The 22,935-nt window shown below is 65.7% G+C and carries 23 protein-coding genes; 6 read left to right on the top strand and 17 right to left on the bottom strand.

The window, feature by feature from the left end:
* Positions 1-91: 91 nt before the first annotated feature.
* From G3545_RS23295 to G3545_RS23210, 17 genes are all read right to left on the bottom strand, one after another.
* A complete protein-coding gene (locus tag G3545_RS23295; protein WP_170016136.1) occupies positions 92-916 on the bottom strand; it encodes a hypothetical protein in 825 nt (274 codons plus the stop codon).
* Entirely contained in the window at positions 913-1,446 is a 534-nt protein-coding gene (locus G3545_RS23290; RefSeq protein ID WP_170016134.1) for an RNA polymerase sigma factor, read from the bottom strand. The genes G3545_RS23295 and G3545_RS23290 overlap by 4 nt, the downstream gene beginning before the upstream one ends.
* A 145-nt stretch (positions 1,447-1,591) precedes the next feature.
* Entirely contained in the window at positions 1,592-2,017 is a 426-nt protein-coding gene (locus G3545_RS23285) for a DoxX family protein (RefSeq protein ID WP_170016132.1), read from the bottom strand.
* 160 nt (positions 2,018-2,177) lie between these two features.
* Positions 2,178-2,813: a tetratricopeptide repeat protein gene (locus G3545_RS23280; protein ID WP_246702933.1), complete on the bottom strand. Its 636-nt coding sequence runs from the start codon at positions 2,811-2,813 to the stop codon at positions 2,178-2,180.
* Positions 2,814-2,967: 154 nt separating this feature from the next.
* Positions 2,968-4,515 (bottom strand): SpoVR family protein, encoded by a 1,548-nt coding sequence (locus tag G3545_RS23270; protein ID WP_170016130.1) that lies wholly within the window; start codon positions 4,513-4,515, stop codon positions 2,968-2,970.
* Between the two features lie 13 nt (positions 4,516-4,528).
* Positions 4,529-5,788 (bottom strand): YeaH/YhbH family protein, encoded by a 1,260-nt coding sequence (locus G3545_RS23265; RefSeq protein WP_170016128.1) that lies wholly within the window; start codon positions 5,786-5,788, stop codon positions 4,529-4,531.
* Positions 5,789-5,807: 19 nt separating this feature from the next.
* Positions 5,808-7,751 carry a PrkA family serine protein kinase gene (locus G3545_RS23260; protein ID WP_170016126.1) on the bottom strand — a complete coding sequence of 648 codons (1,944 nt, stop codon included), beginning with the start codon at positions 7,749-7,751 and terminating at the stop codon, positions 5,808-5,810.
* Between the two features lie 278 nt (positions 7,752-8,029).
* Positions 8,030-9,079 carry a proline racemase family protein gene (locus tag G3545_RS23255; RefSeq protein WP_170016124.1) on the bottom strand — a complete coding sequence of 350 codons (1,050 nt, stop codon included), beginning with the start codon at positions 9,077-9,079 and terminating at the stop codon, positions 8,030-8,032.
* A 14-nt stretch (positions 9,080-9,093) separates the two neighbouring features.
* On the bottom strand, positions 9,094-10,008 hold the full coding sequence (locus G3545_RS23250) for a dihydrodipicolinate synthase family protein (RefSeq protein WP_170016122.1): 915 nt from the start codon (positions 10,006-10,008) through the stop codon (positions 9,094-9,096).
* Between the two features lie 2 nt (positions 10,009-10,010).
* On the bottom strand, positions 10,011-10,832 hold the full coding sequence (locus G3545_RS23245) for an alpha/beta fold hydrolase (RefSeq protein WP_170016120.1): 822 nt from the start codon (positions 10,830-10,832) through the stop codon (positions 10,011-10,013).
* A gap of 13 nt (positions 10,833-10,845) precedes the next feature.
* Positions 10,846-12,612: a cobalamin-dependent protein gene (locus G3545_RS23240; RefSeq protein ID WP_170016118.1), complete on the bottom strand. Its 1,767-nt coding sequence runs from the start codon at positions 12,610-12,612 to the stop codon at positions 10,846-10,848.
* Positions 12,613-12,621: 9 nt separating this feature from the next.
* Entirely contained in the window at positions 12,622-12,936 is a 315-nt protein-coding gene (locus tag G3545_RS23235) for an NIPSNAP family protein (RefSeq protein ID WP_170016116.1), read from the bottom strand.
* A gap of 7 nt (positions 12,937-12,943) precedes the next feature.
* Positions 12,944-13,945 carry a 4-hydroxyproline epimerase gene (locus tag G3545_RS23230; protein WP_170016114.1) on the bottom strand — a complete coding sequence of 334 codons (1,002 nt, stop codon included), beginning with the start codon at positions 13,943-13,945 and terminating at the stop codon, positions 12,944-12,946.
* Positions 13,946-13,963: 18 nt separating this feature from the next.
* Positions 13,964-15,190, bottom strand: coding sequence for an FAD-binding oxidoreductase (locus G3545_RS23225; RefSeq protein ID WP_170016112.1), 1,227 nt, complete (start codon positions 15,188-15,190; stop codon positions 13,964-13,966).
* Positions 15,191-15,206: 16 nt separating this feature from the next.
* Entirely contained in the window at positions 15,207-15,998 is a 792-nt protein-coding gene (locus tag G3545_RS23220) for an aspartate dehydrogenase (protein ID WP_170016110.1), read from the bottom strand.
* A gap of 5 nt (positions 15,999-16,003) precedes the next feature.
* A complete protein-coding gene (locus tag G3545_RS23215; RefSeq protein WP_170016108.1) occupies positions 16,004-16,756 on the bottom strand; it encodes an SDR family oxidoreductase in 753 nt (250 codons plus the stop codon).
* 43 nt (positions 16,757-16,799) lie between these two features.
* Positions 16,800-17,324 (bottom strand): cupin domain-containing protein, encoded by a 525-nt coding sequence (locus tag G3545_RS23210; protein WP_170016106.1) that lies wholly within the window; start codon positions 17,322-17,324, stop codon positions 16,800-16,802.
* A 180-nt stretch (positions 17,325-17,504) separates the two neighbouring features.
* On the opposite strand from G3545_RS23210, the gene G3545_RS23205 reads away from it, so the two are divergent.
* The 6 genes from G3545_RS23205 to G3545_RS23180 all read left to right on the top strand — a co-directional run bounded on the left by G3545_RS23205 (position 17,505) and on the right by G3545_RS23180 (position 22,915).
* Positions 17,505-18,179 carry a GntR family transcriptional regulator gene (locus G3545_RS23205; protein ID WP_170016104.1) on the top strand — a complete coding sequence of 225 codons (675 nt, stop codon included), beginning with the start codon at positions 17,505-17,507 and terminating at the stop codon, positions 18,177-18,179.
* A 79-nt stretch (positions 18,180-18,258) separates the two neighbouring features.
* Positions 18,259-19,365, top strand: a complete 1,107-nt coding sequence (locus tag G3545_RS23200; RefSeq protein WP_170016102.1) for a branched-chain amino acid ABC transporter substrate-binding protein — start codon at positions 18,259-18,261, stop codon at positions 19,363-19,365.
* Positions 19,366-19,491: 126 nt separating this feature from the next.
* Positions 19,492-20,433: a branched-chain amino acid ABC transporter permease gene (locus G3545_RS23195; protein ID WP_170016100.1), complete on the top strand. Its 942-nt coding sequence runs from the start codon at positions 19,492-19,494 to the stop codon at positions 20,431-20,433.
* A complete protein-coding gene (locus tag G3545_RS23190; protein ID WP_246702540.1) occupies positions 20,423-21,421 on the top strand; it encodes a branched-chain amino acid ABC transporter permease in 999 nt (332 codons plus the stop codon). The genes G3545_RS23195 and G3545_RS23190 overlap by 11 nt, the downstream gene beginning before the upstream one ends.
* Complete coding sequence (locus tag G3545_RS23185; RefSeq protein ID WP_170016098.1) at positions 21,421-22,260, top strand: ABC transporter ATP-binding protein; 840 nt, start codon at positions 21,421-21,423, stop codon at positions 22,258-22,260. Before G3545_RS23190 ends, G3545_RS23185 begins: the two co-directional genes overlap by 1 nt.
* The gene (locus G3545_RS23180; protein ID WP_170016096.1) at positions 22,232-22,915 is read left to right on the top strand and encodes an ABC transporter ATP-binding protein; all 684 of its coding nucleotides are present in this window, start codon (positions 22,232-22,234) and stop codon (positions 22,913-22,915) included. Before G3545_RS23185 ends, G3545_RS23180 begins: the two co-directional genes overlap by 29 nt.
* The last annotated feature ends 20 nt before the right edge of the window (positions 22,916-22,935 follow it).

The following is a 22,935-nucleotide window of genomic DNA, read 5'->3' as shown; positions in this document are numbered from 1 at the left end:
GAAACATCCGAACGACAGATGAGTGCTCTCGATTCAATAAGCTGGAGCAATTCCTCTTCGATCAGATGATTCCATCTGATCGGGAAATGCTCTAGCCCGCCAGGCGCCGGGCGACGTCCACCGCCATCGTCTCCAGTTGCTCGCGCGGCAGGCGGCCGGCGAGCAGATAGCCGCGCCCGGCCTTCGACCAATAGACGATGTTGATGCCGTGGCGCTCCTCGGTCGTGAGGCCCTCGTCCGGCAGCTTCTGCTTCAGGATGCAGAGCGCCACCGGCTCGCCTCGCGCGTCGGCATAGGCGATCTGGCCGAGCGGCTTGCCCTCATAATCGAAGATCTGCGCGCGTTTGAAGGTCAGGTCCGGCACCGCGACATTAGACGCGGAAAGCGGAATGCCGAGATGGCTCGTCAGCACCGCCAATTGCCTGTCCCGAAGCGCAGTATCGTCCGGCAGGCCGGCGAGCGTATCGGCGGTATAGAGGGTGAGATAGCGCGCGACAGCCTCGCGCCATTCCTCCGGAGTCCCCGCCAGCTCTTCTTCCTCGACGCTCTCCGGGCCAGCGATCCGGCCCGCGAAATAGCCGATGGAGATACCGGCCGCCAGCATGGCGGCGAGCGCCGCGGCGATCCGCAGGGCTGGGAGGCCAAACCATGCCGGGCGCCGGCGGATGGGCTGAACTTTCGGGACATCGGCTATCTGCCTTGCAAGCCAGGCGCCGAGCTCGGGCGGGGGCTGTGGCAAGGCGGAGAAGGCATCGCGCGCCCGCCCGCCGCCGGCGGCGAGCTGGTCCAGCCGGGCGGCGAGCACGGGATCGGCGGCGATCCGCCGCCTCGCCCGTTCGGCCTCGTCCGGCGGCAGCATGCCGTCGAGCAAGGCCACCAGCGTGGCGTCGAACGGATGGATGTCGTCGTCTGTCATCTGTGCGCCGCCTTTGAGCGTCCTTCGCCGTTGATGCCTCCCATGCGGTGGCCGAGCGCCAGCCGCGCCGCCGCCAGGCGGCTCATCACCGTGCCGATGGGAACGGCAAGTATGTCCGCTGCCTCGCGATAGCTCATGCCCTCGCCATAGACGAGGAAGACCGCCATGCGCTGGCCCTCCGGCAATGTCGCCACCTCGCGCAGCACCTGTCCCGCGAGCAGATGCGCCTCCATCGCGCCGGCACCGTCGGTGCTGAGCACCTGTCCGGCCTCGACCACCCCTTCGCCCTGCCGGATGCGGCGCGCGCGCACCTCATTGAGCCAGACGCTGTGCAGGATGGAGATCAGCCACAAATCGAGCCGCGATCCCGCCTCGAACTGGTGGGCGCGCTCCAGTGCCCTGAGGCACGTCGCCTGCACCAGATCCTCGGCCACGTCGCGACGCCCGGACAGCACGAGAGCATAGCGCCACAGGCGGACGAGTTGATCCGCCAGGCCGGCTCGCACCTGTTCGTGTCCCGTCGCAGCCATGACGCACAGATCACGGTGACCCGGGGTCTTCTGGCCCAGGGTCAGGCCAGGTGAGCGACTTCCATAGGCTGGAGCCTGATGCCACCCGAGAACCGCTTCGAACTGTCCGGCATCCTGTCCCGCGCCGCGCTCAACCATGGCCGTTCTACACCATGTCCGGTTCGCGCGCAGCCGCGCCGGCAGCCTCGCGCCGCGCCCACAGGCCGTCGAGCGACCAGTAGCCGGGACCGAACGCCACCAGCATGAGGAAGCCGCCGGCGATGGCGACATTCTTCTGGAACTGGATGAACTGGTCGGGATCGGCGTAATTGGCGTGGAAGAACAGTGCGGTGAGGCAGCAGAAGCCGGCAAGCGCAAGCGCCGCCCAGCGGGTCCACAGTCCGGACGCCACCAGCAATCCGCCGCCGAATTCAGTGAGAATGACGAGCGGCAGCAGGTCGCCCGACACCCCATAGGACTGCATGTACTCGGCGGTGCCGGCGTAATCCCTGATCTTCGCAAGGCCCTCGGCGATGAAGATCCAGGCCAGCAGCAGCCGCGCTAGAAGCGCGAGGGGATCGCGGAAAGCCATCGTGCAAACCTCCGATCAAAGCCTGTCCGCTCGGATCGAACCATCCGGGCGACAAGACCGTGCTCTCGATTCAAGACCCTGGGGCATGTTCGGTCGCAGTGTCTTCCGACCGCGAACACGCTCCGGGGGCGCGGGACGGCCCCGCGCCCCGGTTGCGTCGTCACAGATCGTCGGATGACAGGCTGTCCGGATTCTTGATGGCCTGGTCGAGGTCCTCATACTCCTCGCACTCCGTGCCGCAGAGGGTCTCGATGACCTTCAACTGGTCACGGGCGAGTTCCAGTTTGCCCTTGATGACATAGGCTTCGCCGAGGTATTCGCGCACCTGCGCATATTGCGGGTCGAGCGCGACGGACTGCAGGTAATAGCTGATGCCCTCGTCGGTGCGACCGAGCTTGCGGGTGGCGTAACCGCGATAATTGAGCGCCCGCGGCGTCTTCGGATTGTCGAGCAGGTCGAGCGTGTCGAGCGCCTCCTGATAGCGTTCCGCCTTGGCGAGCGAAAAGGCGTATTCCGTGACCTCGGCGTCGGGGAGCTCGCCCTTGCGAGCGGAAACGCAGCGGCGCTGCCACATGCTCCACATCTCGCCCCTCTTGCAGGTGGTCATGTCGCGGGCGCTGCCGCCGCTGCCGGCCCCACCGGCACCGCTGCCGGATCCGCCACCGCCTGCTCCACCGCCGCCGGCGCCTCCACCACCGGCCCCGCCGCCGCCTCCACCGCCTCCGTCACCCCCGCCGCCATGGGCGAAGACCGGACCGGAGGTAACGGCGAGACCGAGCGCGGCACTGAGGAGGATGGTCGCGAGACGCGAGGGCCGCCGGACGCGCGATCGTGACTGCACAAGCTGTTGCATCGTGTTCTCCCGGTTGTCCGTTGGTTCGAACGGGGGAGAACACGCCAGCGCCCGGTTTTATTCGGACGATGCTTCAGGTCGCGAAGAGATCAGGCGGTCACGCTGCGACGGCGGCGGTGCGTGGCCTGACGAGATGTTCCTTCAGCACCGTCTCGGTGCCGTCCACCTCGCGAAGCAGCACGTCATAGCTCCAGAGATCGGCGAGATGCTGGAGCACCTTCTTCGCATCGGCCTCCTCCAGCAGGCCGCCATTGGCGACGGTATGGTGCAGGATGAGACGCCGGTCGCCGGCGAGATCGACATCGACGATCTCGATATGGGCATCGATCCAGCCGACATCGTACTGGCGGGACAATTGGCGACGGATGCGGCGATAGCCGCGCTCGTCATGGATCGCCTCGACCCTTAAGCCGGCGGTCTCGGCCGGGTCGTCGCTCAGGTGGAACAGGCGCAGGCGCCGGATCAGATTGGGGCTGAGGAATTGCGCGATGAAGCTCTCGTCGCGGTAATTGGCCCACAGGTCCCGCAGCACCGCCATCGCATCGCCGCGACCGGCAATGTCGGGAAACCACTCCCGGTCCTCGTCCTCGGGCTTGGTGACGATCCGCTCTATGTCCTGCATCATGGCGAGGCCGAGCGCGTACGGATTGATGCCGGAGTATCGCGGATCGTCGAAATCCGGCTGGAACACCACATTGGTGTGCGACTTCAGGAATTCGAGGAAGTCACCGTCGCCGATCGCGCCGCGCTCGTGGAGCCGGGTCATGATCTGATAGTGGACATAGGTCGCCGTACCCTCGTTCATGACCTTGGTCTGGCCCTGAGGGTAGAAATATTGCGCGACATGGCGGACGATCCGCAGCAATTCGCGCTGCCAGGGCTGCAGCCGCGGCGCGCTCTTCTCGAGGAAATACAGGATATTCTCCTGCGGCAATCCGGCGAACGCGCGCCGCCGCTCGAGATCGAGGTCCGGGACGCTCTTGCCGGCGCCGACCGGCACCGTGCGCCAGAGATCGTTGAAGACCCGCTCGTCATGTGCCCGCCGCTCCTGTTCGCGGCGCTCCTCCTCGCGCAGATCGAGCTTCTTCTTGCCAGCATAGCGATGGACGCCGTGCGACATCAGGGCATGCGCCGCGTCCAGGGTCCGCTCGACGGCGGCGTGGCCATGGCGTTCCTCGCAACGGGCGATATAGCCCTTGGCGAAGTTCAGGTAGTCGAGGATGCCGTCGGCATCGGTCCAGAGCTTGAACAGGTAATTGTTCTTGAAGAAATGGTTATGCCCGAAGGCGGCATGCGCGATGACCAGCGCCTGCATCGTCGCGGTGTTTTCCTCCATCAGGTAGGAAATGCACGGCGAACTGTTGATCACGATCTCATAGGCGAGCCCTCTCAGGCCCTTGCGGTAGAACGCCTCGTGATGGGCGAAATGCTTGCCGAACGACCAGTGCTTGTAGAGCAAAGGCATGCCGATCGAGGAATAGACGTCCAGCATCTGCTCCGCGGTGATGACCTCGATCTGGTTGGGATAGACATCGAGGCCCAGCTCGGAGACGGCGATCTCCTCGCAGGCGCCATAGATCCGCTGGATCGCCGCGAAATCCCAGTCGGCTCCCTCGTAGAGGCGTGCCATCGATGGCGCTGTCATGCTGCGGGCTCCTTCAAGCCGGGCGGCGCTGGAACAGGTCGTGGAACACCGGATAGATCTCGCTGCGGCTGCTGACCTTGCGCATCGAAAGCTGCGGGCTCCCGGAGCGAATGCGCTCATAGAGCGTCCACAGCGCGGAGCGGGACATGGATCCGCGCCCGGCTTCGGCAACCTCCAGATAGGCGAAGTATTGGCTGATCGGCAGGATCGCGCCGTTCAGCAACTGCTCCGTCCTGGTGCCGTCCGAATGGGCATTGTCGCCGTCGGAAGCCTGCGCGCCATAGATGTTCCAATCCGCCGGCGGGTAGCGCTCCAGGACGATCTTCTGCATCGTCTCCAGCGCGCTCGACACCTGGGTGCCACCGGTCGCCGGGCTGTGGAAGAAGGTATCCTCGTCGACCTCTTCGGCGCGGTCGGTATGGCGGATGAAGACGATCTCGACCCGGCGATACTGCCGCGTGAGGAAGATGTAGAGCAGCATGTAGAAGCGCTTGGCGAGATCCTTCATGTGCTCCGACATGGAGCCGGAAACATCCATGAGGCAGAACATCACCGCCTGCGCCACCGGCTTCGGCTCATTGTCGAAGCGGCGGTAGCGGATGTCGATCGGATCGATATAGGGAATGCGGCGCGACTTGGCTTCCAGCGCCTTCACCTCGGCTTCCAGCGCGAGGCGGTGTTCGAGGTCGGCGCATTCGGCGATATCGGCGTTGAGCTGCGCGAGCCGTTCGGGCTTGGGCCGATGCAGCGCCACCCGGCGCATCATCGCGAGGCGCATGGTGCGGTTCACGGCGATGTTCGCGGGCGAGCCGGTCACCGAATATCCCGCCCGCACCGGATTGACCTGATCGGCGTTCGCCAGCCGCCTTTTGGCAAGGTCGGGAAGCTCGAGGTCATCGAGGAACAGGTCGAGGAACTCTTCGCGGGTCAGGATGAAGCGGAACGCGTCCTCGCCCACCCCCTCGCCGCCGTCACGCGGCTTGCCGCCACCCCCGCCACCCTCGGGGCGCTGGATGATGTCGCCCTCCACGAACTGCTTGTTGCCGGGAAGGATGTGCTGGTGTGAACCCGAGGAGCCGCGGTGAAGGCGCGGCTCCTCCATGCCATCGAGCGGGATGCCGATCTCCCCGCCCTTGAGTATGTCCTGGACGTCGCGGCCCTGTGTGGATTGGTAGACCGCCCGCTTCAGTTGTCCCCTGGCCCGTCTTAGAAATCGCTGGCGGTTCTCCAGACTTTTGCCGCCGGGGTTCAGACGCCGATCGACGATATGCATTCCCGATTCCCTGCTGGGCTTATCCGGCCTGCTTCACCCGCATGTACCATTCCACCAGGCGCCGGACCTGACGCTCGGTATAGCCGCGCGTCATCATGCGTTCGACGAACTGGCCGTGCTTCTTTTCCGATTCGCCGTCTTTCTTGGAACCGAAGGAGATAACGGGCAGCAGGTCCTCGACCTGAGAGAACATCCGCTTTTCGATGACTTCGCGGATCTTCTCGTAGCTGGTCCAGCTCGGGTTCCGGCCCCCATTGCTGGCACGCGAGCGCAGCGAGAATTTGACGATCTCGTTGCGGAAATCCTTCGGATTGGCAATACCCGCCGGCTTCTCGACCTTGGTCAGTTCCTGATTGAGCAACTCGCGGTCGAGCAATTGACCGGTGTCGGGATCCTTGAAATCCATGTCCTCGATCCAGGCGTCGGCGTAATCGACGTAGCGATCGAAGAGATTCTGGCCGTAGTCAGAATAGGATTCCAGGTAGGCCTTCTGGATCTCGTGGCCGATGAACTCCGCATAGCGCGGGGCAAGCTCGCCCTTGATGAATTCGAGGTAGCGCTTCTCGGTCTCGTCGGGCAGCTGTTCGCGGCGGATGGCCTGTTCCAGCACATACATCAGATGCACCGGATCAGCGCCGACCTCCGTGGTGTCGTGATTGAAGGTCGCGGCAAGCACCTTGAAGGCGAACCGCGTCGAAACCCCGTCCATGCCCTCATCGACACCGGCGGTGTCGCGATATTCCTGGACACTGCGGGCCTTGGGATCGGTCTCCTTGAGGCTCTCGCCATCATAGACACGCAGTTTCGAGAACACCGTCGAGTTCTCGTGCTTCGCCAGCCGGGACAGCACGGAGAAGCGCGCCAGGGTCTCCAGGGTCGAAGGAGCGCAGGATGCCGTGCTGAGCTCCGATCCCTGGATCAGCTTCTCATAGATCTTCTGCTCCTCGGCCACCCGCAGGCAATAAGGCACCTTGACCACGCAGATGCGGTCGATGAAGGCCTCGTTGTTCTTGCTGCTCTTGAAGCTCTGCCACTCGGCCTCATTGGAGTGCGCCAGGATGATGCCGGAGAACGGAATCGCCCCGATGTTCTCGGTGCCGATGTAATTGCTCTCCTGCGTCGCCGTGAGCAGCGGGTGCAGCATCTTGATCGGCGCCTTGAACATCTCGACAAATTCAAGGATGCCCTGGTTGGAACGGTTGAGCGCACCCGAATAGCTGTAGGCGTCGGGATCGTTCTGGGCCAGGTTCTCGAGCTTGCGGATGTCGACCTTGCCGACCAGCGCCGAGATGTCCTGGTTGTTCTCGTCGCCGGGCTCGGTTTTCGCGATGGCGATCTGGCGCAGGCGCGAGGGCTGGATCCTCACCACCTGGAAGCGCGAGATGTCGCCGCCGAACGCTTCCAACCGCCTGAGGCACCACGGGCTCATCAATCCGGTGAGGCGCCGGGACGGGACGCCGTACCGTTCCTCGATGATGGGGCCCATCGTCACCGGGTCGAAGAGATTGAGCGGGCTCTCGAAGACCGGGCTCAGCTCGTCGTCGGCTTTCAGCACATAGATCGGATGGACTTCCATGAGCGACTTGAGCCGCTCGGCGAGCGAGGATTTGCCGCCGCCAACCGGGCCGAGCAGATAGAGGATCTGCTTGCGCTCCTCCAACCCCTGCGCCGCATGCCGGAAGAAGGAAACGATCCGCTCGATCGTCTCTTCCATTCCGTAGAACCCGGCGAAAGCCGGATAGATACGGATTGTCCTGTTCATAAAAATCCGACCAAGGCGAGGGTCCTTGGCCGTATCGAGCATCTGCGGCTCGCCCATCGCAGCGAGCAATCGCTCCGCAGCATTGGCATACAGCAGTGGATCGCTGCGGCAGCCTTCCAGATATTCAGGGATCGACATGGCGACTTCGCGGCGCGCCTCGAAGGAGCGGGCGAATACATTGAAGAGTGAGTCGTTATACATGACGCCTCTGCATATTGCGGTTGCAAAACGCCGACATCAGACCGAGGCCGCAACTACTAGCGTACCTCATTTCGAATCAGTACTAGCCGTAGCCTTAGTGGACGCCCAATCCGTTGGGGCGGCAATGCAATTAGATGTGCGTTTCAACGATTCTTGTTGAGCATTTGCCCATAAATTATGCGGATAAGGTAAAGATGCTACCACAATCGTATTAACCGGTCGGCCGGCGCGCTCACGCGGCACCGGGCCTATCCGTCGTGTGTGGTAGCGAGCGCCGTTCAGATCGGCTGCTCTCCGGTATAGCCCGGCCAGGTGTCGCCGAGCCGATAGCCGTTCGGGAACGGATCGGTGGGATCGAGCACATATTGGTGGAAGGCGGTGATCCAGGCCGGTCCGGTGATGGTGGGCAGCACGGCAGGCCGGCCGCCGAGCTCGGTGGTGCCACGCAGATGGCCGATGAACTCGGTGCCGATCAGCGATTCATGCACGAAGCTCTCGCCGACCTTGAGCTGCCCGCGGGCATGCAGCACGGACATGCGGGCGCAGGTGCCGGTGCCGCAGGGCGAGCGGTCGTGCCGGCCGGGCGAGACGATCACCGTGTTCTTCGAGCGCTTGCCCCCGGCGGTATCGATGAGCGGTCCGGCGAACAGCGTCTGGTTGATGGTGTGGATCTCCGGATTCTCCGGATGCACCGCCGGAATTTGCTCGGCCGCCGCCTTCTTGATGCGCTCGCCGACCTCGACAAGCTGGGCCGCCTCGCGCAGTTCGAGCTTGAAGCCTAGGCTCTCGGCATCGACCAGGCAGTAGATCATGCCGCCATAGGCGACATCGACATTGATGGTGCCGAGGCCCGGCACGTCGACCTTGCCGTCGAGCGTGAAGACGAAGCCCGGCACATTGTCGAACGTCACGTTCACGCACTTGCCGTTGCGGCACTCGGCGGAGACCTTCACCAGGCCTGCGGGCGCCTCCATGACCAGATGCGTGACCGGCTCCTGCATCGGAATCATGCCGGTTTCCAGCAGGACGGTGACCGTACAGATCGTGTTGGTGCCGGACATCGGCACATAATAGTCGGACTCGATGATGACGAAGCCGGCGTCGGCCTCCGGCGTGGTCGGCGGCAGCACCAGGTTGACGCATTGCGAGACGCGGCCGCGCGGCTCGTTCAGCAGGAACTTGCGCAGTTCGTCGCGATGGGTCTGCACATATTGCATCTTCTCGAACATGGTCTTGCCGGGGACGTCGAGGACGCCGCCGGTTATGACCTCGTTGAGCTCGCCGGCAGCGTGCGCGCCGACGACGGTGATCATGCGGCTGAATCGCATCGTCGTTCCCTCGCTCAGGCGGCGGAGCGCTGCGCGCTCTTCGCCTGGAGTGCGGTCACCGTCGCCTCGATGACGCTGAGCACGCGGGCGCGCTCGGTGCCGATCAGCGGCAGGCGCGGCTCGCGCACCCATTCCGGGGCGCCATAGACCACCTGCTCGGCCAGCTTGATGTACTGCACCAGCTTGACGTCGGTATCGAGATGGAAGGCCGGGGTGAGGATGCGGTACAGCGCACGCGCCTCGTCGTACTTGCCGGCCTTGCACAGATTGAACAGCTGCACGCATTCCGCGGTCCAGGCATTGGTCATGCCCGACACCCAGCCGGTGACGCCGAGCGCCATGCTCTCCAGCAGCAGGTCGTCGACGCCGCAGAACACCGAGAAGCGGTCGCCGCATTCGTTGTAGATGTCGGTGACGCGGCGGATGTCGCCGGTCTCTTCCTTGACGCAGACGATGCTCGGGGTGTCCGCCAACTCGTTGAGGATCGCCGGGGTGACGTCGACGCCGTAGGCGATCGGGTTGTTGTAGATCATGATCGGCAGGCCGCAGCCGCGGCCCAGCGCCTTGTACCAGGCGGCGGTCTCGCGCGGATCGCTCTTGTAGGCGATGGAGGGGAACGCCATCAGGCCCTCGGCGCCGAGCTTCTCATAGTGTCGGGCGGAGGCGACGGCCTCAGTGGTGGCGACATGGGCGAGGCCGGAGAGCAGCGGCACCCGGCCGGCAACGGCTTCCTTCGCCGCGCGGATCACCGCCTCGCGCTCGGCCGCGGTCAGCGAGGCGTTCTCGCCGAGCATCGGCAGCACGATGACGCCAGAGACGCCATTATTGATCAGCCGGTCGAGGCTGGCCTGGGTGGCGGCGAGGTCGACGCTCTGATCCTCGCGCAGCTTGGTGGTGACGGCGGGGAAAACTCCGGTCCAGACGGTCATGGCTAGGTCCTCGCGAGGGATGAAGGTGTGCAGGGATCGGCAAAGAGGAAGTCTCGTATCCGGACGGCGTAGTCGGCGGGCTCGGTCCGGGGGAAGAAATGGGCGCCGGAGACGACCTCCAGCCGCGCCGAAGGGATCAGTCCGGTGATCTGCTCGGAATGGGAAAGCGGCACCATCTCGTCCTCGCGGGCGCCGATCACCAGCGTCGGGGCGGCGATGCGCGCAAGCTCGGCCGAGCGGTCGAAATCGAGCAGCATGCGGATGCGCGCGGCGGTAACCTCCAGCGGCGCCAGCGCCACGGGTGCGCCCTCCACCGCGGCGGCGAGTTCGGCTTCGTGCGCCGAGAGCCATTCGCCGGAGTAGCCGAGCACATGGGTGAAGGCCTGGTAGATCTCCGGCTGGTTGCGTTCCAGCAGTGCGAGGCGCGCCAGGAACAGCAGCCGAAAGCGCGCATCCGGTGCTGCCCAGCTGCCGCTGATGACAATGCGCTCGACACGGTCGGGCGCGTCGAGCGCGAGCGTCTGCACCACCGTGCCGCCGGTGGAATGGCCGACGAAATGCGCCCGCCCGATCCCTTCCGCGTCGAGGATCTCGATGATGTCCCGGGCGATCCGGCCGATGCTGTAGGGCCCGATCGGCCGGTCGCTGCGGCCGGCGCCGCGATGATCGACGATGATCAGCCGGAAACGGTCACGCAGGTGCGCCGCCGCAGCGGCCCAGAACCGGCCATCGCCGCCGAGCCCGGGGATCAGCACCAGCGGCGCGCCTTCGCCTTCGGTCTCGTAGTGCACCCGGCAGCCATCCGAGGCGTTGAGCGTTACCATCAGGGTCTCCGCTTCATCGGGTTGCCGCCAGTTCTGCGAGCAGCGCGATCAGCCCTTCCGGCGTGTCGCACGGCGTGACGCCTATGGCGCGGATCTCGGCGCTGACATTGACCGGCAGCCCGGAATTCGAATCGTCCGGGATCTGGTTGAGGCGCCCGCCGATGCAGACTGGAATGGCAGAGCCGGCCTTGGTGAGACCATCGCGCACTTCGCGCGCATAGCGCAGCGCAATGCCATTATAGGTGCTGATGGCGATCACATCGGCCCGCGCGGCGATCGCGGAAGTGACCAGATCATCGGCATCGACCGAGGTGCCGCCATCGACGATGGCGACGCCAAGCTGCGCCAGCGTGCGCTCGATCAGGTTCTTGCCGTGCTCGTGGACGTCGCTGGAAGCGACGCAGGCTGTCAGTCCGCGGGCCGCGATGCGCCGCGCGGTCTCGGTAGGCACGGTGCCCGCCCAGCCGTGCGCAGCATGCTCCAGTTCCTCGACCCATTCCGCGAGGGCGATGGCCTTGCGTCCGCCCCACGCCGCGGCATCCGGCTCACCGGCGCCGAAGGCGGCCTCGATGCGCTTAGGGCCGATGCGGCGCAGCGCCAGCAGCAGCTCGGCGGGATCGCGCATGTCGATGCCGATCTCTTCGAGCCCCTTGAGCGCGCGGTCGGCAAAAAGGTGCGCGCCGGCGACCAGGCGATCCGCCATTCGGTCGACCTGCGTGAAGTCGAGCAGCGCCTGCGAATCCTGCGCGTGCATTGCAAGCCGCGAGGCGAAGGTCTGCGCGTCGATGATCTCGTCGACGTCGGGAATGCGCTCATTCTCGGTGACCGGCACCGGATTGACGGCATGGCCTGAATTGACGCGCGAGAGCGCCCAGATATCGGCCTGCAGGTACGAGGCGAGGCTCGCATAATTGCCGGCGGGTGTGGATTTGTAGCTGACCGTATTGCCGAAGATCATGGTGCCGGGCGTGTCCGTCACCATGGTCAGCGCCTCGTGGAACGCCATGCGGGCCATCGGCGAGGTGAAATGGTGGCCGAAGCAGTGCGAGGCGCGCGCGCCGATCAGCGTCTCCACGATGTATTTCTCGATCAGCACCATGCCGAGCGTCGAGCTCATGTCGGCGAGCAGGCCGGCGAAGCCGTCATCGAGATTGGAATGCACCAGCACCTCGACCGGCTGCGCGGCGATGAGGCCGAGCGCAGTGACGGTCGCCTCCGTGGTGGCGGCGTCGTCGTCCCAGTCCGGCATGCGGAAGGTGAAATACTGGCCGAGATTGCCGATCGCGGTCGCGCCCGCCGCCAGCGCGCCCTTGGTGTTGTCCAGCGCGCCGGGCAGGCCGAGCATGAAGTCGCCGAAATGGGCAGCAGCGGGGGCGGCATTGGTGATGCGCGCGAAATCCTCCGGCCCGTCCAGCACGATGCCGGTGCCGCGCCGGCTGCCCTGCCGCATGCTCGGGGGATAGCCCATCGACCAGTCGAGCGTGATGCCGAAGCGGTCGACGCCGACGCCGCGCCTGGCGCACGTGCCGTGCACCTCGGCGATCGCGGCGATGGTGCGGTCCACGCTGCGGAAGCCGATATGGGCATGCTGCATGATGCGGCCCTCAGCCGCCACGGCACGCTTGTAATCGGCCTCGCAGGCAACGCCCTTGGCATCGAGGAAAGCGTTGCGCCCGACCTGCCACTCCTTCGCCAGGGCGCGCCCTTCATCCAGCAGTTCGCGTCCCGGCCGAAGGTTCGGCGGTATCAGCTGGTCGCGGCTGGGCAGCTTCTGGACCACGTCGGCTCCTCAGCGCATCGGCGAGAGCGAGGTCGGGGTGAGCAGGCGCGTCTGCTGGCTCTGGATCATGCCCTTGATGGCGGCGAGGTAGTCCTGCCAGGGCTCGTGCGCCAGCATGAGGGCCCGGCGCGCCTCGCGGTCCGCCATGCTCTCATAGCGCCAGAGTGCGACCACATGGTTGAGCTCGCCGGTCTCGGTGACGAAATGGCCGATGAACTCGCCGAGAAAGCGCCTCTGGATGTCGAGCCCGAGCGTCTCATAGGCCTTGAGGAAATCCCCCAGCCGGCCGGGAAAGATGTGGTAGTCGCGTTCCTCGAGGATCATCGCCGCCTCACGCCAGCTGGAAGCCGAAGGCGAGCGGGTCGCGCTCGTCGACATAGATGGTGTTGTTGCCGATCACGCGTGCCCAGCCGCCGATGCTCGGCAGGATAGCGGAATAGTTGCCGACCGTGGCGGTGCCCTCGACCCGGCAATGGAACAGCGTGCCGATGATGCTCTCATGCACGAAGTCGTCACCGACCTTGAGCAAGCCCTTGGCGACTCGCTGCGCCATGCGCGAGGACGAGCCGGTGCCGCAGGGCGAGCGGTCGATGCCCTTGGCGCCATAGAACACGGCGTTGCGGGCATGCGCCTCCGGATGCTTCGGCCCGTCGGCCCACATCACATGGCTGACGCCATTGATACGGGCATCCTCGGGATGCACCGGCGCTACCGCCTTCTGCACCGCCGCGCGCACGATCGGGCTCCATTTCAGGATCTCGTCGGCGCTCGTCGCGTCGAGGCCGGCCCAGTTCTTCTGCGGCTCGACAATGGCGTAGTAATTGCCGCCATAGGAGACATCGACCACCAGCTCGCCGAAGCCCGGCACGTCCACGACCACGTCGGCGGCGTGCAGATAGCTCGGAATATTGAACAGCCGCACCTGGTCGACGAAGCGGCCATTGCGCTGATACTCGACCTCGACCTTGCCGGCCGGCACTTCAAGCGCGAGGCGCCCTTCAGTGCGCGGCACGACGAAGCCCTGTTCCAGCGCGACGGTCACCGTGCCGATGGTGCCGTGGCCGCACATCGGCAGGCACCCGGAAGTCTCGATGAACAGCACGCCGAGCTCGCAATCCTCGCGCGAGGGCGGATAGAGGATCGAGCCGGACATCACGTCATGGCCGCGCGGCTCGAACATCAGCGCCTTGCGCACCCAGTCATGGTCGCGCAGGAAGATCTGCCGCTTCTCCGCCATGCTGACATTCGGCAGTTGCGGCGCGCCGCCGGCGACCACGCGCACCGGATTGCCGCAGGTATGGGCGTCGATGCAGAGGAAGGTATGCGGGTTCATGGCGATGTCCTGCATTGTCTATTGGAACCGCTCGATGCCGAACGGCGCGACATCGACGCAAGGCGTGCGCCCGGCGACGAGTTCGCCAATCAGCCGCCCCGTGGTCGGCCCGAAGGTGAGGCCGGTGTGGCTGTGGCCGAAGGCATAGAAGACATTGCCGCGCCGCGGCGAGCGGCCGATGACGGGAAGCGAGTCCGGCGTGGTCGGACGATGCCCCATCCAGCGCGTGCCGCCAGCAATGCTCAAGCCGGGCAGATAGCGCCGGGCTAGTTCGGCCAGAGCTTTGCTACGCTCATAGTTCGGCTTTGCTTCCAGTCCGGCGAACTCGGCGGCACCACCTATGCGCAGGCCCATGTCGAGCGGCGTCGCCACGAACTGGCGCTCGGCGAAGATCACTTCGCAGCTGAGCGAGACGCCGGGGTTCGGCAGCGTGGTGTTGTAGCCGCGCTCGCTCTCGATCAGCGCGCGGTCGCCGACCAGCTTCGCCAGCCGGCCCGACCAGGCGCCGGCGGCGATGACCAGATGGTCGAACGGCAGGCGGGCGCCGGCGCTCGTCACCACGGCGCCGTCCGCGAGCGCAGCCATCTCGCCGGCGAGCATCGGCACGCCGCGCTGTTCGAGGTTCACCCGCAGCCGATCGACGATGCGCTTGGGATCGGAGACATGTGACCATTGCGGCGTGAACAGCGCGTGGCGCACCACATCGCTGAGCGCCGGCTCCATCTCCCGAGCCTCCGCGCCACTCATCTCCTCGAAGACCAGGCCGTAGCGGCGGCGCAGGTCATAGAAGCGCCGATCCGCCTCGAAGCCCTCGCGTGTCTCATAGACCCAAAGCGCCCCGACCTGGTGCAGGTCGCCCAGCAGATCGAGTTCCGCCAGCAGCGGCAGCATGTCCTCATAGGTGCGCGCCGACAGCCCGGCGAGCGCACCGGCGATGCGCTCGACATCCGGCCACGAACCGGAGCGCAGGAAGCGCACCAGCCAGGGGGCGAGCTTCGGCAGATGCGCGGTGCGCAGCGAGAGCGGGCCCAGCGGATCGAACAGCCAGCGCGGCACCTTCCAGACGAGGCCCGGCACCGAGGCCGGGATGATCTCGGTAACGCCGACACCGCCGGCATTGCCGAACGATGCCTTGTCGCCCGCCGGGTCACGGTCGAGCACGCTCACCTCGTGCCCGTCCGCCAGCAGCGAGCGGGCGCAGGACAGGCCGATGATCCCGGCTCCGACGACGAGAATGCGCGACATGATGCAGGCGGCTTCCTCAGATGATGACGGGATCGAAATGCCGGCGCACGACGGCTGCGAGGCTGAGCGCGGTGAGTGCGGAGGTCTTCGGATTGGAGAGCGAGGGCAGATTGGCGAAGCTCATGAAGGCCTCGCCGACCGGGCTCTCGACTGCGATCTCATGGGTGTTGCGCATGACCGAGGGATCGGCGACCACGCGCACAATGGTGCGCTCATGGCCCGCGGCCAGCGCCACGGTGAGGCCGGCATTGAGGTTGCGCGGGTAGCGCCGTGCCGCCTCGGCCGGACTGCCTTCGAACAGCACGACTTCGCCCTGGAGCGCCGCGGGATCCTGCCCGATCTCGCGCAACTCATCCGCCCAGGCGGCGACCGGCTTGCGCGAGGTGTAGCGCACGCGCGCACCCTCCGCGCCGTGCAGGGCAGCGAGATAATCCAGCCCGCCTATGGCGCCGGGCGGAACGGTAAGCCGCGCGCCACTCTTCTGCGCGATGCGGGTCAGCCGCCCGAGCAGTTCGCTATCCCCCAGCGCCCCGCTCGACACCGCCACCACATTGATGCCGGCCTCCAGCAACGCGGGGACCAGTTCGGCCACCGCGCCCTGTCCGGCGGCTTCCACAACGAGGTCGGGCTTGGCAGCGATCAGTTCGTCGAGCGTGCGAACGGTGGTGGTCTCACGCCCGGCGACGGCATCCGCCGCCTCGCGCAGCAGGATGGTGAAGCGGTATCGCGGATCAAGGGCCAGCCGCGCATGCAGGTCGCGGCCGATGGCGCCGTAACCGATCAGTCCGACATGCTGGTGCGCGGCCATCTCCATCACCAGGCCGACATGCCGCCATCGACGGTGAACATCGCGCCGGTGGCGAAGGAAGCCTCGTCGGAAGCGAGCCAGAGAATGGCGTTGGCGATCTCGATAGGCTCGGCCCAGCGATTGATCGGCGAACGCGCCTTCAGCTTGGCCTTGAAGGTCTCGGGGTCGGGATGCTCGGCCACCATCTTCTCGAAATAGCTCGACCAGGTGACGCCGGGCGCCACGCAGTTCACCCGGATATTCTGCTCGGCATGGTCGAGCGCCATCGCCTTGGTCAGCGCCGCCACCCCGCCCTTGGAGGCGACATAGGCGGCGCGATCGAAGATGCCGACGGTGGCGACATTCGACGCGGTGTTGACGATGGTGCCGCCGCCCTGCCCGGCCATGACCGGAATGGCGTGCTTGCAGCACAGGAACACGCCCTTGAGGTTCACCGCCATCAGCGCATCCCAGTCGGCCTCATCGGTGTTCACCACGGTGCCGGGAATGCCGTAGCCGGCATTATTGACCAGGATGTCGAGGCGGCCGAACCGCGCCACCGCGGCCTCGACCATGGCCTTGACCTCTGCGCTGGAGCTGACGTCCACCTGGAACGCCGCCGCCTGTGGGCCGAGCCGCGCGGCGAGTTGCTCCGCGCCCTCACCATTGCGGTCGGCGAGCAGAACTTTTGCTCCCTCGCGAACGAAAATTTCCGCCGCTGCGGCGCCGATCCCCGCCGCCGAACCGGTGATGATCGCAACCTTGTCTGCCAAGCGCATGCTGTGCCTCAAATTCACTGACTGTCCCGGCCCATTGTGCGGCTCAGGGCTTGCGCTGGTCCGCCGGCTGTGCGGCGAAGACGGTGTCGCGCTCGATCTGCAGGACGTTCTCAGGCCGCGGGAAAGGTGCCGGGGTCGGCTCATCCTCGGCGCGCGGGCGGCCGATGAGGCGGAAGAAGTCCTCAAGGCCGTTCGGCACGATCAGCCAGGTCCAGGTGATGTCCTCGCTGCCTTCATTGATGAACATGTGCCGGCGGTTCTTGCCGATGAAGAAGGCGGAGCCCGGCTGCATCGGATGGTTCTCCCCGTCGATCACGGCACGGCCCGTGCCTGTGACGACGAAAATCACCTCCTCGTTGCGGTCATGGGCGTGCTCGCGCACATAGCCGCCGGGCGGGACCGTCTGGGTGCCGAATCCGATAGGGTGCTCCATGCGCACGGATTCCGGCGCGAAGATCACCTCGATATGGCCGTTGGCAGGCACCGGCTGCCAATAGCTCGTTGCGGTGCCGGGCTGCTTGATCAAAACCTCGCCGAACGCGGAGGCCTGTTGTGTCTGCTCAGCCATGTCTGCCTCGTCGATTCGCAACGCCCCAGGAGCGCAGGATTGAATACAATATTCAGCCTAGCTCCACCACAGAACAAGGAAAAGGCTAAAATTTAGGCTCATTCGCGTGCATATAGCCTAAAATTTACGCTTGTTGAGATGCATCAATTGAATATCGTATTCAATTATGGAGCGAAGAGCATGACTGCCAAGATCGGACGCCAGTCGCTGACCGACCAGATCGTCACCGAGCTGCGGCGCCAGATCATCACCGGACAGTTGGCGGAAGGTGCGCCGCTGCGCCAGGAGCGGCTCGCCGCCGAGCTGGGCGTCTCCCGCGTCCCGCTGCGGGAGGCGATCCGCCAGCTCGAGGCGGAAGGCCTCGTCGTCTCCGAACTGCACAAGGGCACCGTGGTGTCCTCGCTGTCGCTGGAGGAGATCGAGGAGCTTTTCGAGATCCGGCTGCGGCTGGAGACCTGGCTGTTCGAGGCCGCCATACCGCGCATGGTCGAGGCGGATTTCGCGCTCGCCGAGCGCGTGACCGAGGAGGCCATGAGCACCGGCAGCGTCGAGAACTGGGGCGAGTTGAACTGGCGCTTCCATGAGGCGCTCTATCGCCCCAGCGGCAACACCATCGCGCTCCGCCTGCTGCGTACCGTCCACGACAACGCCAATCGCTACGTGAATTTGCAGATCGCGGTCGAGGAAGACGTCGAGCGCGAGCTTGCCGACCACCAGGCGCTGACCGCCTTCGCGCGGCTGCGCGACACCAGGCGCGGCGTCGACACGCTGCGCGCCCACATTCAGCGAGTCTCCCGCAACCTCATCGCGTCGCTGGCCGAGGGCCGCCACGCAAAGGTGAAGGATATCGCCTGAAGCCCGGGATGCCGGCACATGTTGGCACCCCGATCAAAACATCGGCCCGCAACGGGCCGGAAAAACAGAGGGGACTAGCATGAAGACAAGATCGCTTCTCTTCGCCGCCGCAGCGCTTGCCGCGCTGACCGGCGCCGCCCGCGCCGACATCGTCATCGGCTCAGCCGGTCCCACCAGCAATGCCGAGGCGCTGTTCGGCACCACCTGGCAGAACGGCATGGAACTCGCGGTCCGCCAGGCCAATGCTGCCGGCGGCGTGCAGGGCCAGAAGCTCGTGCTGCAGCGCGACGACGATGGCGGCGACCCCAAGCAGGGCACGCTGATCGCGCAGAAGCATTGCGACAACAAGGATATCCTCGGCGTCGTCGCCAACTTCAACAGCGGCGTCACCATTCCCTCGTCGGACGTCTACAACCGTTGCGGCATGCCGCAGGTGACCAACGCCTCGAACCCGAAGGTCACGAAGTCCGGCTACAAGAACCTGTTCCGCCCGATCGCCAACGACCTCTCGCAGGGCGCGGCGCCGGCCGAATATGCGCTGACCACGCTGAAGGCGAAGACCGCCGCCATCATTCATGACAAGCAGGCCTTCGGCCAGGGCGTCGCCGAAGTGTTCCGCGACAACTTCACCAAGGGCGGCGGCAAGGTGACGTCGTTCTCCGGCATCGCGCAGACCGACGTCGACTTCAGCGCGCTGCTGACCAGCATCCGCGGCGAGAATCCCGACGTCATCTATTTCGGCGGCGTCATGCCGGCGGTCGGCCTGTTCGTGAAGCAGGCCCGCGAATTCGGGCTGAAGGGCACCTTCTTCGCCGCCGACTCCGCCTTCACCCCGGACTTCATCGCCGGCGCCGGCCCGGCCTCGGAAGGCGCAGTCGTCTCCTTCCAGGCCCCGCCCTATGATTCCTCGCCGGCGCTGCAGAAGTTCGCCGCCGACTACAAGGCCGCCTTCGGCGAAGAGCCGGGCCCCTACTCCGCCTATGGCTATGTCGAGGCCAACATCATCATCGAGGCGATGAAGAAGGCGCCGACCCCGCTGACCCGCGCCGGCATCATCGCCGAGATCGCCAAGAGCGACTTCGACGGCATTGTCGGCCATGTCGCCTTCACGCCGGAAGGCGAACTGAAGAAGCCTTTCCTCTTCCTTTATGCGGTCAAGGGCGACAAGTTCTCGCTGGTGAAATGAGAGCTGCATGATGGCCGTGCCCGGCGGGCCATACCCGCCGGGCGAGCGGCCCAATCCTGACTTGCGTGCCTCGGCCGATGCCGCGGAAGAATTTTCCCCACTCCGGCCAACAAGAGAGGGCTGCCGATGGGCTCCCTGATATTGCAGCAGACCATCAATGCGCTGACCGTCGGCTCGATCTACGCCTTGATCGCGCTCGGCTACACCATGGTCTATGGCGTGCTGCGCCTCATCAATTTCGCCCATAGCGAGCTGTTCACCGCGGGCGCCTTCATCGGCCTCGCGCTCGCCGGAGCGCTCGGCGTCACCGGCCACCCGCTCGGCGGCATACTTGTCGGGCTCATCACCTTCGTCGCCATTGGCCTGCTTGGTGTCAGCATCGAGATCGTCGCCTACCGCCCGCTGCGCCGCACCTCGCGCCTCGCGCCCATGCTGTCCGCGCTCGGCATGGCGGTGGTGATCCAGAACGCCGTCATGCTGCTCGCCGGCCGGCGGCCGCGGATCTACCCCTCCTTCCTGCCGAGCGGGTCCGTCGATTTCTTCGGCGCCATCGTCACCTACAAGCAGATCACCATCTTCGCGGTGGCGGTGCTGCTGATGATCGGGCTGGAGCTGTTCGTGAACCGCACCAATCTCGGCGTGCGCATCCGCGCCGTCGCCGAGAATGCCGAGACCGCCTCGCTGGTCGGCATCAATCCCAACACCGCTATCTCGCTGATCTTCTTCATCGGCCCCGGCCTCGGCGCCGTCGCCGGCATCCTCTATTCGTCCTTCTACGGTGTCGCCACCTTCACCATGGGTTTCGTCATCGGCATGAAGGCCTTCACCGCGGCCATCCTCGGCGGCATCGGCTCGATCCCCGGCGCGGTGCTGGGCGGCTTCCTGCTCGGCGCCATCGAGACCTTCGCCACGGCCTGGATGCCGGTGCTGACCGGCGGGCTCATAGGCACCGAGTATCGCGACATCTTCGCCTTCTCGGTGCTGGTGCTGATCCTGCTGTTCCGTCCGGCCGGCCTGCTCGGCGAGCACGTCAGCGAAGAAACCATGGTGTACAAGAGTGACTTCTGAGGCGCACCCGCAGGCGGCGACAAGCCGCCCCCAAATCGGCCGCGCGGCTTTGGTGCTGCTGCTGATCCCGATCGCGGCGCTGGTGATCGGCCAGTTCCTGCCGACCTATCCGCTGCGCATCCTCGACATGATCCTGCTCTACGCCATCCTCGGCCTCGGGCTGAATATCGTGGTCGGCTACGCCGGGCTGCTCGACCTCGGCTATGTCGCCTTCTACGCCATCGGCGCCTACACCTATGCGCTGCTCGCCTCCGGCCAGTTCGACATCCACCTGCCGTTCGCGCTGGTGCTGCTGATCGGCGCCGGGCTCGCCGGCTTCGCCGGCATATTGCTCGGCATTCCGGTGCTGCGGCTGCGCGGCGACTATCTCGCCATCGTCACGCTCGGCTTCGGCGAGATCATCCGCGTGCTGATGAACAATCTCGACTGGCTGACCAACGGCCCGCAGGGCATCGCTCGCATCGACGAAGCCAGTATCTTCGGCTGGACGCTCGAGACCCCGCTGGACTTCCTCTATCTGCTCGCCGGCATGCTGGTCATCGTCTTCCTGTTCGCCTGGCGGGTGCAGGAGAGCGCACTCGGCACCGCGCTGGCCGCAGTGCGCGAGGACCAGGACGCCGCGCGCGGCTGCGGCATCGACACCACCAAGGTGAAGCTCGCCGCCTTCGCCTTCAGCGCATCCATAGGCGGCGCCGGCGGCGTGATCTTCGCGGCAATGCAGCGCTTCGTCAGCCCGGAGAGCTTCACATTCTGGGAGTCGCTGGTCATCGTGCTGGTCATCGTCGTGGGCGGGCTCGGCAACCCGTTCGGCGCGCTGCTCGGGGCGACGCTGCTGATCCTCATCCCCGAACTGCTGCGCGCCTATGCCGACTACCGGCTGCTGCTCTACGGCATGGCCCTGGTGATGATCATCCTCGCCCGGCCGCGCGGCCTCATCAGCCGCGACTTCGGCCCGAGCTGGCTGGTCCGCAAGCTCGGGGGGCGCTGATGCTGAGGTTCGAGCACGTCACCAAGCGGTTCGGCGCGATCGCCGCCATCAACGACGTCACGTTCGACGTCGCGCCGGGGCTCATCACCGCGATCATCGGCCCGAACGGCGCCGGCAAGTCGACGCTCGTCAACATGGCGGCCGGCTCCTACAGCGTCACCTCGGGGCGGATCCTGATCGACGACACCGAATTGCAGCAACTGCCCAAGCACCGCATCGCCCATGCCGGCCTCAGCCGCACCTACCAGAACATCCGGCTGTTCGATGGCATGAGCGTGCTGCAGAACCTCGAAGTGGTGCTGGTGCCACCAAGCATCGGCCACCTCCTCGCCGACACCTTCGGCCTCGCCGGCAAGGCCGCGGCGGAGGCGCGTCGCGAGAAGTGCCATGCCGTGCTGCGGCGGCTCGGCATCAGCCAATATGCCGGCCGGCTTGCCGGCAGCCTCGCTTATGGCCAGCAGAAGCTGGTCGAGCTGGCGCGCGCCATCGTCTCGGAGCCGCGCGTGCTGCTGCTGGATGAGCCCGCCGCCGGGCTCAATCACGGCGAGACCGAGAAGCTGAAGCAATACATTCTCGACCTGCGCGCGCCGGAGATGGCGATGGTGCTGATCGAGCATGACATGAAGCTGATCATGTCCATCTCGGACAGGATCCTGGTGATGAACCGCGGCGCGCTGCTGGCGCAGGGCACGGCCGCGGAAATCCGCGCGAACATCGAAGTTCAGGAGGCTTATCTTGGCCAGCCAGGAGCGATCAGAGATATCGAAGCCGCTGCTCGCGGTCGACGGAATCGAGTCCGGCTACGGGAGGGTGAAAGTATTACATGGCATCAGCCTTGAAGTACTTTCCGGCGAGGTGGTCTGCATCATCGGCCCGAACGGCGCCGGCAAGTCGACGCTGCTGCGCACGCTGAGCGGATTGAACCGGCCGACCCGCGGCTCGATCCATTTCAAGGGCCAGCCGGTCGGCGGCATGAAGCCCTACCAGATGGCACGCTCCGGCCTCGGCCACTGCCCGGAAGGCCGGCGCGTGTTCCAGCACCTGTCGATCGAGGAGAACCTCATCACCGGCTATGTCGCCGGCCGCGGCAAGACGTTCCACGAACTGCGCGACGAGGTGTTCGAGCTGTTCCCGATCCTCGGCGAGCGGCGCACCCAGTCGGCCAGCCGGCTGTCGGGCGGCCAGCAGCAGATGCTGGCGATCGGCCGGGCGCTGATGGGCAATCCCGAATTGCTGCTGCTCGACGAGCCCTCGCTCGGCCTCGCCCCGATCATCATCCACCAGATCTTCGAGATCGTGCTCAAGCTGGCTGAGAACGGCGTCTCGATCATCCTGGTCGAGCAGAATATCGACCTGGCGTTCCAGGTCGCGGACTATGTGTACGCGCTGGAGCACGGCGCGCTGCAATGCTCCGGCCCGGCCGAGAAGATGGCGGCGAACGAGCGCATCAAGGACATTTTCCTGCCCGACCTCGACGGACATTCGGCGTCGTGACGCCGCGGGCCGCCTCCCCT

This window comes from Starkeya sp. ORNL1 (genome assembly GCF_012971745.1).
Taxonomy (GTDB): Bacteria; Pseudomonadota; Alphaproteobacteria; order Rhizobiales; family Xanthobacteraceae; genus Ancylobacter.
This window is presented reverse-complemented; position numbering and strand designations above follow the sequence as displayed.

Coding starts and splice junctions, on each gene's coding strand:
- G3545_RS23295 (WP_170016136.1), bottom strand. CDS start 916: ATGACAGACGACGACATCCATCCGTTCGACGCCACGCTGGTGGCCTTG.
- G3545_RS23290 (WP_170016134.1), bottom strand. CDS start 1,446: ATGGCTGCGACGGGACACGAACAGGTGCGAGCCGGCCTGGCGGATCAA.
- G3545_RS23285 (WP_170016132.1), bottom strand. CDS start 2,017: ATGGCTTTCCGCGATCCCCTCGCGCTTCTAGCGCGGCTGCTGCTGGCC.
- G3545_RS23270 (WP_170016130.1), bottom strand. CDS start 4,515: ATGACAGCGCCATCGATGGCACGCCTCTACGAGGGAGCCGACTGGGAT.
- G3545_RS23265 (WP_170016128.1), bottom strand. CDS start 5,788: ATGCATATCGTCGATCGGCGTCTGAACCCCGGCGGCAAAAGTCTGGAG.
- G3545_RS23260 (WP_170016126.1), bottom strand. CDS start 7,751: ATGTATAACGACTCACTCTTCAATGTATTCGCCCGCTCCTTCGAGGCG.
- G3545_RS23255 (WP_170016124.1), bottom strand. CDS start 9,079: ATGCGATTCAGCCGCATGATCACCGTCGTCGGCGCGCACGCTGCCGGC.
- G3545_RS23250 (WP_170016122.1), bottom strand. CDS start 10,008: ATGACCGTCTGGACCGGAGTTTTCCCCGCCGTCACCACCAAGCTGCGC.
- G3545_RS23245 (WP_170016120.1), bottom strand. CDS start 10,832: ATGGTAACGCTCAACGCCTCGGATGGCTGCCGGGTGCACTACGAGACC.
- G3545_RS23235 (WP_170016116.1), bottom strand. CDS start 12,936: ATGATCCTCGAGGAACGCGACTACCACATCTTTCCCGGCCGGCTGGGG.
- G3545_RS23230 (WP_170016114.1), bottom strand. CDS start 13,945: ATGAACCCGCATACCTTCCTCTGCATCGACGCCCATACCTGCGGCAAT.
- G3545_RS23225 (WP_170016112.1), bottom strand. CDS start 15,190: ATGTCGCGCATTCTCGTCGTCGGAGCCGGGATCATCGGCCTGTCCTGC.
- G3545_RS23220 (WP_170016110.1), bottom strand. CDS start 15,998: ATGGCCGCGCACCAGCATGTCGGACTGATCGGTTACGGCGCCATCGGC.
- G3545_RS23215 (WP_170016108.1), bottom strand. CDS start 16,756: ATGCGCTTGGCAGACAAGGTTGCGATCATCACCGGTTCGGCGGCGGGG.
- G3545_RS23210 (WP_170016106.1), bottom strand. CDS start 17,324: ATGGCTGAGCAGACACAACAGGCCTCCGCGTTCGGCGAGGTTTTGATC.
- G3545_RS23205 (WP_170016104.1), top strand. CDS start 17,505: ATGACTGCCAAGATCGGACGCCAGTCGCTGACCGACCAGATCGTCACC.
- G3545_RS23200 (WP_170016102.1), top strand. CDS start 18,259: ATGAAGACAAGATCGCTTCTCTTCGCCGCCGCAGCGCTTGCCGCGCTG.
- G3545_RS23195 (WP_170016100.1), top strand. CDS start 19,492: ATGGGCTCCCTGATATTGCAGCAGACCATCAATGCGCTGACCGTCGGC.
- G3545_RS23185 (WP_170016098.1), top strand. CDS start 21,421: ATGCTGAGGTTCGAGCACGTCACCAAGCGGTTCGGCGCGATCGCCGCC.